This window comes from Pseudoduganella sp. OTU4001, assembly GCF_038440195.1.
Classification (GTDB): Bacteria; Pseudomonadota; Gammaproteobacteria; order Burkholderiales; family Burkholderiaceae_D; genus Rugamonas.
In genome coordinates this window covers 17269-26779 of sequence record NZ_JASATG010000028.1, presented here as the reverse complement: position 1 = coordinate 26779, position 9511 = coordinate 17269, and the positions used below count along the sequence as shown (strand labels likewise).

The window sequence follows — 9511 nt, the reverse complement described above, 5'->3', positions numbered from 1 at the left end:
AATAACGGTACCAATCTAACAGTACCCTTATTTTTCAATCGCTTACAGCAGGGAGGGGAAGCAACGTGCTGGGGAATGTAAGAATTCCCGACACTCCTTTTTGAGCACGGATGCAAAACAAACAAGCCCCGTCCTAAGCGGCATGGAGCTAACGCTGCTGCGGTTCATGCTGCGCCATCAGGTCGACGATCCAATCAATGAAAACGCGAAGCTGCTTGCGAACATAACGGTCGGGTGGGTAGGCTACGTGGAGCGGCATCGGATCAATGCGCCAATCGGTGAACAGCGGTATGAGCGCGCCGCTAGCAACATGCGCCCTGGCCATATATTGTGGCAGCCATAACACACCAAGCCCGGCCAGTCCGGCGGTCAGGTAGGCATTGCCGTCATCGATCGCTAAAAAGTGGCGGCCACCGACCTTGATACGTTCGCCGGATTTCTCCATTGCGTATGGCAAACCGTTGGTCCAGCGGTAATGGACGATACGGTGGCCGGCGCCGTGTAAATCGTCGGGGTGTATCGGCATTCCCGCCTCGCGCAAGTACGACGGTGCGGCGTACACACCCAATTGCAGGTCGGCGATACGCCGCGCAACGAGCGATCCATCGGCAATTTCGCCACCGCGCACCACGCAATCGACGTTGTCGCCAATCAGATCGACTTTGCGGTCGCTGGCGCCGATATCGAGCTGGATTTCCGGGAAACGGGCGTGGAAAGCGGGCAGTGCCGGCACCAGGATGATATTCGCAAACGGACTTGGAACATCCACCCGCAGCAGGCCGCGCGGCACGGTGGATTCGCCCAGGATATTGTTTTCGATGTCTTCAAGCTCGGCCAGCAGGCGAATCACGCGCTCGTAATAAGCGGCGCCGGCCGTCGTCACATTCACTTTACGGGTCGTTCTGTTAAGCAGCTTGATGCGCAGGTTGGCTTCCAATTGCTGCACCAGTTGAGTGACTGTGGTCTTGCTCACATCCAGCGTTTCGGCGGCCTTGGTAAAGCTGCCAGCCTCGACAACGCGGACGAATGCCCGCATGCCTTCCAGTTTGTCCATCACACGGCTCCAACAATAGTTCTGATTCCTCAAACAGTGTAGCAGTTGTTTTACGGTTTATCTGAACGATGGGCGGAGTTATAGTGCCCGGACCCACCACCACAAGGAGCAAGCACGATGAAAACGCACGAAACCATTTTTCCAGCTGGGCGGCACGAGCTGTACGCAGTCCATAAATATTCAGCCGCGATCCGTTCTGGCGATTTACTGTTCGTATCCGGCCAGGTCGGCAGCCGCACAGACGGCGCGCCGGAACCTGAATTCGAGGCACAGGTGCGGCTGGCGTTTGATAATCTGAAGGCGACACTGAAGGCGGGGGGATGCGAACTGGACGACATCGTTGACGTGATGACTTTTCACACGGACCCGGAAAAGCAGTTCGCTACGGTCCTGGCAGTAAAGGACGAAATTTTTCCAAAGGCGCCTTATCCGAACTGGACCGCCCTGGGTGTCAACTGGTTGGCCGGGTTCGACTTCGAGATCAAAGTTATTGCCCGGATTCCTGGCTGAGCGCTCCGCTTCTGTTGGTCCCATTGCGAACAGCGGGTGACCAGAAACAAAAAAGCCCACGAATCGAAATTCGTGGGCTTCCTTGCGTATCTTGGTAGGCCGTGCGGGGCTCGAACCTGCGACCAACGGATTAAAAGTCCGCTGCTCTACCAACTGAGCTAACGACCCAAGGTTCCTCTATTCGAATGGTAGGCCGTGCGGGGCTCGAACCTGCGACCAACGGATTAAAAGTCCGCTGCTCTACCAACTGAGCTAACGACCCGTCGAAAGAAGAAGCGAGATTATAGGCTGGACTGACCCAGCTGTCAAATGCCCGCCAGTACTTTTTATTTACCTTTCAGGCGTTCCTTGGCGGTCGCCGCCGCCGCAGTGCCAGGGTAGGCCTTGATCAGGTCCTGGAGTGTCTTTTTGGCATTGTTGACGGCCTTCAGCTCGGTCTGGCAGCTGGCGATGTTCAGCATGGCGTCGGCAGCTTTCGGGTTGTCCGGCCAGTTCTTTACCACCAGCTGCTGGGCGGTGATGGCGCTCTTGCAGTCGCCTTGGGCGTAGTAGGCATTGCCCAGCCAGTACTGGGCGTTGGAGGCGTAGGCGGAGGCGCCGAAGCGCTTGACGAAGTCCTGCAGCGCGTTGGCGGCGCCTTTGTAGTCGCCGCTCTTGAATTGCGCCATGGCGTTGTCGTAGGCGTTCTGTTCGTCCATGTTGACGGAGGTGGTCTGGCCGTCGATGGTGACCTGGCGCGGCTCCAGTTTCTTGATGCGGGCGTCGAGGTCGGTGTAGAAGTCCTTCTGGCGCTTCTGGGCCACCTGGATTTCATTGAGCAGGATTTCGACCTGGCCGCGCAGGCGCGAAATCTCTTCGCGCATCTGGTCCTGGCCAGCGATCAGGTCCAGCGTGGCGCTCTTGTCGGTCTTGGTGTCGATCAGGTTCTTCAGGTCCGCTTCCAGCTTGGAGACCTTGGCCTTCAGGTCGGTAATCGCTTTGCGCGCTTCTTCGTCGTCGAAGATGCCGGCGGAGGCGCTCAGGGGCAGGGTGGCGGCGAACAGGGCTGCCATCAGGGCAGACTTGGTGAATTTCATCGATCTTCCTTGCACAAAAAAGAAATGGGGCAGGGCGCAGTATAAACTGCGCGCTGCCCCTTGTGCGTCATGTTAAGCCGGAAGATTACTTGGCTTTGTACACGATGTCAGCACGGCGGTTCTGTGCCCATGCTTCTTCGGTGTGGCCTTCAGCTTTTGGCTTCTCTTCGCCCAGGGAAACGGCTTCCATGCGGGCTTCTGGCACGCCCAGGGCTGCCATCGACTTGCGCACGGCTTCAGCGCGCTTCTGGCCCAGGGCCAGGTTGTACTCGGAGCCACCGCGTTCGTCGGTGTTGCCTTGGATCAGGATGGAGCGCTGGGCGTTCTTCACCAGGTAGCCGGAGTGGTTCGACACCACTTCCTTGCCGTCTTCGCGAACAACGTAGCTGTCGAAGTCGAAGTACACGGAACGGTTAGCCAGCTTGCCGCCTGGGATATCCAGTTCGTCAACTTGAGCTTGTACTGGGGCAACCGCGCGGGTGTCAGGCTGGGCTACTGGAGCCACTGGCTTTTCAACCACTTCAGGTGCTTTCTCCACTGGCTTGGTGCTCGAGCAAGCTGCCAGTACGGAAGCGATGCTGAGGATGAAGGCTACGTGTTTTACATTACGCATTTTTATTTCTCCTGGTCGTTAAAGGTGCTACTTCTCGTTTACTTCTTCTTTACTTCATGAAAGGACCCCAAGTGGGCTCCTTGATATTGCCCGCCTGAATGCTCAGGCGCTGCTTAACCCGGCCGTCTGTCGACGCGATGGCCAGCGAGCGGCGGCCGCCGTTCTGAGTGGCGTACAAGATGTACTTGCCATTCGGAGCAAAGCTCGGCGAATCGTCGCTGGTGGTGTCGGACAGGCGTTGCTCCTGGCGCGATTCCAGGTCCAGTACGAACAGCTGGAAGGCGCCGCCGTCGCGCCGCGAAATATAAGCCAGCGTCTTGCCATCGGAAGAAATACGCGGGCTGATATTGTAGGAAGAGCCGAACGTCACACGCTGCGCTTCGCCGCCGTTGACGCTCATGCGATAAATCTGCGGGCCGCCGCTGCGGTCGCTGGTGAAGTACACGTACTGGCCGTCGTGGCTGAACTGCGGTTCGGTGTCGATGGTGGAACCGGTGGTCAGGCGGCGCAGGCCGGAGCCGTCCGCATTGGCGATGAAGATCTGGGTGTTGCCGGTCTTCGAGAGCGCCACTGCAATCTTGCTGCCATCCGGCGACCAGGCCGGCGCCGAGTTATTGCCCTTCTCGTTGGCGATCACGGTGCGCTGGCGGGTTACCAGGTTCTGCACGTAGACCACCGGCTTGCGCTGCTCGAACGAAACGTAAGCCACCTTGGTGCCGTCCGGCGACCAGGAAGGGGAGATGATCGGCTCGGTCGAAGTCAGGGCCGGGATCACGTTTTCGCCGTCGGCGTCCGCTACTTCCAGGCGGTACTGCTTGCCTTGCTGGACCACATAGGCGATACGGGTCGAGAACACGCCCTTGATGCCGGTCAGCTTTTCATAGATGTCGTCGGCGATCTTGTGCGCGGCCAGGCGGCCGTACTGGCTTGGCACCTGGGTCTTCATGGTGGACAGGTCGTTGCCGGCGCCGGTGGAGAGCAGGCGGTACTGCACGTCGAAGTAGCCATTGCCCAGCGGCTGCACGGAGCAGGCCGCGAAGGCGTCGGCGCCGCGCGCTTTCCAGCTGGTGGCGTCCAGCTGCATCAGGTTGGTGGTCGCACCAGCGTCGATGATCTTGAACATGCCGCTGCGGGTCAGGTCGGCCTTGATGATTTCCGAGATCTGGGCTGGCGCTGCCGCCTCGTTGGCGCAAGGGCCGATTGCTACCGGAATCTGGTTGCTGCCCACGCCGGAAATTTCGACGCGCAGCTGTGCCTGTGCCGACAGCGCAAACGCGGCGCCGGCCACTACGAACAGGGTTTTTGCGTTGTTCAACATTCTAACGATCCTTATTGCCGCATTTCCTTGAGTTTGAAGGTCGCCGTGATCTCACGTTCCACCGTGCCGTCCTTGCGCTTTGGCAGCGGGGAGGCATTGCGGATCGCGTTTTCGATCGCGGTATCGTAAGCCGCGACGCCGCTGGATTTTACCTTGCGGACGCCCATTACTTCACCAGTCGGCAGCTGGGTGATGGTGTAGACAGCTTCGACATCTTCCTGCCCTGGATAGTTCAGGAAGCTTCGAATCTTCGTCACGATCGCAGCTTTATAGCCATCGTCCAGACGCGGTGCGGTGGACCTGGCTGCCGTGCCGGTGGAGCCGGCTGCGGCCGTACCCATGATGCGTTTCATTTCCGCTTCACGGACTTTGGCCAGCTTTTCCTTCTCTTTCAGTTCCGCCAGTTTCTTGGCTTTTTCTTTTTCAGCCTTCTCTTTTTTCTCCAGCTCGGCCAGTTTCTTCTCTTCTTCTTTTTTCTTCTTCAGCTCGGCCAGCTTCTTCTCTTCCAGTTCCTTCTTTTCCTTCTCTTTCTGCTTGCGCAGCGCGATCTCCGGATCAGGCTGCGGCGGCTTCACCACTTCCGGCGGCGGCGCTTCCGGCTCCGGCGGCTTGGCAGGCGGCTCCGGTTCCGGTTCGGGCTCCGGTTGCGGCTCGGCTTGCGGCGCGGCCATCTGCGTGGTCATGTCCCAGATCTCGGCATCGACGCCGGTCGGATCATTGTTCCAGCGGATGCCCACCCACAGGAACGCAAACAGCAGGCAGTGCATGGCCAGGGCGAGTACAAACGCGCGCGTACCGCCGTGCCGCTTGGGCACGCGGTACGGTCCGCCTGCATTCGCCATCGTCATTGCCATGCCTTACTTCGTTGCCAGACCAACGCGGTTAATCCCCATTTTCTTGGCTTCGGAAATCAGCTGGATCACGTCGTCGTACTTGCTTTCCTTGTCGCCGGCGATCAGCACCGGATACTCGGGATATTGTTCATGCATGGCGCGCAGCTTGCGCACCAGGGCATCGCGGTTCGGCTCGGTTTCCGGCGCTTCGGCGGCCTTGCCGGCCACGCCGATCGACAGCGAGCCATTGGCTTTCAGCTGCACCTGGATATAGGCGTCCGGTGGGCGCACCGCTTTTTCAGCGTGCGGCAGGTCGATCGACTGCGGGTTGTTCGAGGTCGGCATCACCATGAAGATGATCAGCAGGCAGAGCATCACGTCGATGTAAGGCACGACGTTGATCTCGGACTTGAGCTTGCGGCCGCGGCCGCCGCGCATGCTGCTGGAGAGGGAAGAGGCCATCTTCAGTTTCGCCTTTTAACGGGACTGGCGCTGCAGGATGTTCGAGAATTCTTCAACGAAGCTCTCGAAGCGGATCGCCAGGCGGTCAATATCGTGCGAGAAGCGGTTGTACGCCACCACGGCCGGGATCGCGGCGAACAGGCCGATAGCGGTAGCGATCAGCGCTTCCGCAATACCTGGCGCCACGGCGCTCAGGGTGGCTTGCTGCACATTGGCCAGGCCACGGAAGGCGTTCATGATGCCCCACACGGTACCGAGCAGGCCGATGTACGGCGACACCGAACCGACCGAGGCCAGGAAGGCCAGGTGGGCTTCCAGTGCATCCATTTCGCGCTGGAAGGCGGCGCGCATGGCGCGGCGGGCGCCGTCCAGTACTGCGCCCAGGTCCATGTCGCGGCTGGCGGCAGCGGCTTGCTTGCCCTTGATGAACTCGCCCATGCCGGCTTCGAAGATGCGCGCCAGCGCGCCGCTGTTGGCGCGGTTGCTGCCGGCGCTCTGGTGCAGGGCGTGCAGGTTGCCGCCGGCCCAGAAGGTCTTTTCGAATTCAATGGTTTGCTTGCGCGCGCCGCGCACGTCGAACAGCTTCTTGAAGATATAGCTCCAGCTCATCACGGAGATGGCCAGCAGCAGCGCCATGATCAACTGAACGATCAGATGAGCGTTGGTGATGAGGGAGATGAAGGAGAGGTCTTGAGTGACGTTCATTATTTCTCAATCTAATTATTATGCGCGCATGCGGGCCGCTACGGCATCCGGAACAGCGCGCGGGCGCAGGGCCGAATCAACGCAGCCAACCTTGACGTGGGCGGTATTCAGCAGGCGCTCGCCGCACCACGCTTCCTGGACGAACTGGATCGATGCGCGTCCCAGCTTTTCGATACGAAGCGTCAATTTTATTACATCGTCCAAACGTGCCGGCGCGTGGTAGTCCGCGCTGACATTTTTGACCACAAACATGGCGTCGTGCTCACGCAGCAGGATGTCCTGGTTCACGCCAAGGGAGCGCAACCATTCCGTGCGTGCGCGCTCGAAGAACTTTAAATAGTTCGCGTAATAGACAATCCCGCCGGCGTCCGTGTCTTCGTAATAAACGCGGACATCCCAGGTGAATTCAGACGACATAGATAAATCGGCTACTAAATGAGAATGGGCAACATTTTACGCCAAATAATTAGGCGATTCCGTTGATTTGCACAATCTCGTAACAATTGCTTACGGTTTTCCCTTATATGCGCCCGGCATTTTAGCTGCGTTTGATGGCGAAAGGGGAGAATCCTTGGCAAGTTGGCATCAATTCGATCAAATTTACGTTGATATGTGGCGGCAATGTTGCAATCCAGAAAGCCGTGTTCGCGATGTCGTCGGCCGTAAGCGGGGTGGTGCCTTCGTAGACCTTGGCTGCCGCCGTGTCGTCCTTCAGGCGCACGTTGGAGAATTCGGTACCGCCGCACAGGCCGGGCGCGATATTGGTGGCGCGCACGCCGGTGCCGATCAGGTCGGCACGCAGGTTCAGCGTGAACTGTTCGACGAAGGCTTTGGTGGCTCCGTATACATTACCGCCCGGGTAGGGGTAGTGGCCGGCCACCGAGCCCAGGTTGATGATGGTGCCGCGGCCGCGTTCGACCATGCCGGGCAGCAGGGCGTGGGTCATGGTGACCAGGCCGGTGCAGTTGGTGGAAATCATGGTTTCCCAGTCTTCCAGCGGGGCTTCGTGGGCGCCTTTGACGCCCAGCGCGAGGCCGGCGTTGTTGATCAGGACGTCGATTTCTTTCCATTCGGCCGGCAGGGAGGCCAGGGCAGACTGGATGGCGGCTTTGTCGGTGACGTCCAGTTTGACCGGGAGCAGGTTGGGGCCGAGTTCGGCGGCCAGGCCTTCCAGGCGCTCGGCACGGCGGCCGGCGGCGATCACCTTATGGCCGTTTTGCACGAAAACCCGCGCCATCGCGGCGCCAAAACCGGCGGTGGCGCCGGTAACTAACACGATCATGGTCGAACTCCCAATATTGAAGGCTTGATTCTATCAAAACCGGTAAACCGGTGTCTTACCCACAGGGTCAGACACCGGTTTACCGGTTCTAGGCCGAATCAAAGGCGAAATAAGTCGAAACCAGCCAAACGATTGCCGATATTTGCCAGTTAAATTACAATCTTGGCTCCATTACTGTCTCACGTAACTGGCGAAAAACCAGCTGGCTGCATAGCGCCGCTGGTGAGAGGTGGGCAACCACCGGGGAACGTGAGATTTCAAACAGCCGTTCGCCTGGGCAGCCTCGATGGAAGAGCACGACTCGGCTGTCCTGTCACTTTTGGCTCCCGATTCGATCCAATCTGCCTTAAAAAACTGGAGTAATTTCATGTTCGCAAAAGATCACACCCTCGCCAACGTTGACGCGGAGCTGTTTGCCGCCATCCAGAACGAGAACAAGCGCCAGCACGACCACATCGAGCTGATCGCCTCCGAGAACTACACCTCGCCAGCGGTAATGGAAGCCCAGGGCTCCCAGCTGACCAACAAGTACGCCGAAGGCTACCCAGGCAAGCGTTACTACGGCGGCTGCGAGAACGTCGACGTCGTTGAGCAATTGGCCATCGACCGCGTCAAGCAGCTGTTCGGCGCCGAAGCCGCCAACGTGCAGCCTAACTCCGGCTCCCAGGCTAACCAGGGCGTGTTCTTCGCCGTGCTGAAACCAGGCGACACCATCATGGGCATGTCGCTGGCCGAAGGCGGCCACCTGACCCACGGCATGGCGCTGAACATGTCCGGCAAATGGTTCAACGTCGTTTCCTACGGCCTGACCGCGGAAGAAGATATCGACTACGACGCCATGGAAGCGCTGGCCAAGGAACACAAGCCAAAGCTGATCATCGCCGGCGCATCGGCCTTCTCCAAGAAGATCGACTTCGAGCGCTTCGCCAAGGTAGCCAAGTCCGTCGGCGCCTACTTCATGGTCGACATGGCCCACTACGCCGGCCTGATCGCCGCTGGCCTGTACCCGAATCCAGTGCCGCACGCCGACTTCGTGACCTCCACCACCCACAAGTCCCTGCGCGGCCCACGCGGCGGCATCATCCTGATGAAGGCCGAACACGAAAAGATCATCAACTCCGCGATCTTCCCAGGCATCCAGGGCGGCCCGCTGATGCACGTGATCGCCGGCAAGGCAGTGGCGTTCAAGGAAGCGCTGTCCCCAGAATTCAAGGCCTACCAGCAGCAAGTGGTGAAGAACGCCGACGTGCTGGCCAAGACCCTGATCAAGCGCGGCCTGCGCATCGTGTCCGGCGGCACCGAGTCGCACGTGTTCCTGGTCGACCTGCGCGCCAAGAACCTGACCGGTAAGGAAGCGGAAGCGATCCTGGGCCAGGCGCACATGACCTGCAACAAGAACGGCATCCCGAACGACCCGCAGAAGCCATTCGTGACTTCCGGCATCCGTCTGGGCTCGCCAGCCTTCACCACCCGCGGTTTCAAGGAAGCCGAAGCGGAACAAGTGGGCAACCTGATCGCCGACGTGCTGGATAACCCGCACGACGCAGCAACCATCGAGCGCGTGAAAGCCGCTGTGAAAGTGCTGGCTGATAAATTCCCTGTTTACGCCTAAGCACGCGGTTGGTACTATCAAGGCGCCGGGCCGAAAGGTCCGGCGC

General features: G+C 59.3%; 11 protein-coding genes, 2 tRNA genes and 1 riboswitch. Of the genes, 2 read left to right on the top strand and 11 right to left on the bottom strand.

What is annotated here, in order from left to right; all coding sequences use genetic code 11:
- Positions 1 to 148 precede the first annotated feature (148 nt).
- The gene (locus tag AAHE99_RS20720; protein ID WP_342119256.1) at positions 149 to 1054 is read right to left on the bottom strand and encodes a LysR substrate-binding domain-containing protein; all 906 of its coding nucleotides are present in this window, start codon (positions 1052 to 1054) and stop codon (positions 149 to 151) included.
- Between the two features lie 117 nt (positions 1055 to 1171).
- Between AAHE99_RS20720 and AAHE99_RS20715 the strand changes: the two genes are divergently transcribed.
- Positions 1172 to 1564 (top strand): RidA family protein, encoded by a 393-nt coding sequence (locus AAHE99_RS20715; protein WP_342119255.1) that lies wholly within the window; start codon positions 1172 to 1174, stop codon positions 1562 to 1564.
- A 92-nt stretch (positions 1565 to 1656) separates the two neighbouring features.
- Here AAHE99_RS20715 and AAHE99_RS20710 read toward each other — a convergent pair.
- The 10 genes from AAHE99_RS20710 to AAHE99_RS20665 all read right to left on the bottom strand — a co-directional run bounded on the left by AAHE99_RS20710 (position 1657) and on the right by AAHE99_RS20665 (position 7853).
- Positions 1657 to 1732 (bottom strand) — tRNA-Lys (locus tag AAHE99_RS20710).
- An 18-nt stretch (positions 1733 to 1750) separates the two neighbouring features.
- Positions 1751 to 1826, bottom strand: a tRNA-Lys gene (locus AAHE99_RS20705).
- Between the two features lie 64 nt (positions 1827 to 1890).
- Positions 1891 to 2640, bottom strand: a complete 750-nt coding sequence (gene ybgF / locus AAHE99_RS20700) for a tol-pal system protein YbgF (RefSeq protein ID WP_342119254.1) — start codon at positions 2638 to 2640, stop codon at positions 1891 to 1893.
- Between the two features lie 85 nt (positions 2641 to 2725).
- Positions 2726 to 3253 carry a peptidoglycan-associated lipoprotein Pal gene (gene pal, locus AAHE99_RS20695; RefSeq protein WP_342119253.1) on the bottom strand — a complete coding sequence of 176 codons (528 nt, stop codon included), beginning with the start codon at positions 3251 to 3253 and terminating at the stop codon, positions 2726 to 2728.
- Between the two features lie 49 nt (positions 3254 to 3302).
- Positions 3303 to 4571 carry a Tol-Pal system beta propeller repeat protein TolB gene (tolB, locus tag AAHE99_RS20690; RefSeq protein ID WP_342119252.1) on the bottom strand — a complete coding sequence of 423 codons (1269 nt, stop codon included), beginning with the start codon at positions 4569 to 4571 and terminating at the stop codon, positions 3303 to 3305.
- Positions 4572 to 4582: 11 nt separating this feature from the next.
- Positions 4583 to 5425 (bottom strand): energy transducer TonB, encoded by an 843-nt coding sequence (locus tag AAHE99_RS20685; RefSeq protein WP_342119251.1) that lies wholly within the window; start codon positions 5423 to 5425, stop codon positions 4583 to 4585.
- A 3-nt stretch (positions 5426 to 5428) separates the two neighbouring features.
- Complete coding sequence (locus AAHE99_RS20680; protein ID WP_342119250.1) at positions 5429 to 5866, bottom strand: biopolymer transporter ExbD; 438 nt, start codon at positions 5864 to 5866, stop codon at positions 5429 to 5431.
- A 15-nt stretch (positions 5867 to 5881) separates the two neighbouring features.
- On the bottom strand, positions 5882 to 6571 hold the full coding sequence (tolQ, locus tag AAHE99_RS20675; protein WP_342119249.1) for a protein TolQ: 690 nt from the start codon (positions 6569 to 6571) through the stop codon (positions 5882 to 5884).
- Between the two features lie 18 nt (positions 6572 to 6589).
- A complete protein-coding gene (gene ybgC / locus AAHE99_RS20670) occupies positions 6590 to 6988 on the bottom strand; it encodes a tol-pal system-associated acyl-CoA thioesterase (protein WP_342119248.1) in 399 nt (132 codons plus the stop codon).
- A 121-nt stretch (positions 6989 to 7109) separates the two neighbouring features.
- Positions 7110 to 7853, bottom strand: coding sequence for an SDR family oxidoreductase (locus tag AAHE99_RS20665; protein WP_342119247.1), 744 nt, complete (start codon positions 7851 to 7853; stop codon positions 7110 to 7112).
- A gap of 173 nt (positions 7854 to 8026) precedes the next feature.
- A riboswitch (ZMP/ZTP riboswitch) is annotated at positions 8027 to 8139 on the top strand.
- An 81-nt stretch (positions 8140 to 8220) separates the two neighbouring features.
- On the opposite strand from AAHE99_RS20665, the gene glyA reads away from it, so the two are divergent.
- Positions 8221 to 9465 carry a serine hydroxymethyltransferase gene (glyA, locus tag AAHE99_RS20660; RefSeq protein WP_342119246.1) on the top strand — a complete coding sequence of 415 codons (1245 nt, stop codon included), beginning with the start codon at positions 8221 to 8223 and terminating at the stop codon, positions 9463 to 9465.
- Positions 9466 to 9511 lie beyond the last annotated feature (46 nt).

Coding starts and splice junctions, on each gene's coding strand:
- ybgC (WP_342119248.1), bottom strand. CDS start 6,988: ATGTCGTCTGAATTCACCTGGGATGTCCGCGTTTATTACGAAGACACG.
- AAHE99_RS20720 (WP_342119256.1), bottom strand. CDS start 1,054: ATGGACAAACTGGAAGGCATGCGGGCATTCGTCCGCGTTGTCGAGGCT.
- AAHE99_RS20685 (WP_342119251.1), bottom strand. CDS start 5,425: ATGGCAATGACGATGGCGAATGCAGGCGGACCGTACCGCGTGCCCAAG.
- AAHE99_RS20680 (WP_342119250.1), bottom strand. CDS start 5,866: ATGGCCTCTTCCCTCTCCAGCAGCATGCGCGGCGGCCGCGGCCGCAAG.
- tolB (WP_342119252.1), bottom strand. CDS start 4,571: ATGTTGAACAACGCAAAAACCCTGTTCGTAGTGGCCGGCGCCGCGTTT.
- ybgF (WP_342119254.1), bottom strand. CDS start 2,640: ATGAAATTCACCAAGTCTGCCCTGATGGCAGCCCTGTTCGCCGCCACC.
- glyA (WP_342119246.1), top strand. CDS start 8,221: ATGTTCGCAAAAGATCACACCCTCGCCAACGTTGACGCGGAGCTGTTT.
- AAHE99_RS20665 (WP_342119247.1), bottom strand. CDS start 7,853: ATGATCGTGTTAGTTACCGGCGCCACCGCCGGTTTTGGCGCCGCGATG.
- pal (WP_342119253.1), bottom strand. CDS start 3,253: ATGCGTAATGTAAAACACGTAGCCTTCATCCTCAGCATCGCTTCCGTA.
- AAHE99_RS20715 (WP_342119255.1), top strand. CDS start 1,172: ATGAAAACGCACGAAACCATTTTTCCAGCTGGGCGGCACGAGCTGTAC.
- tolQ (WP_342119249.1), bottom strand. CDS start 6,571: ATGAACGTCACTCAAGACCTCTCCTTCATCTCCCTCATCACCAACGCT.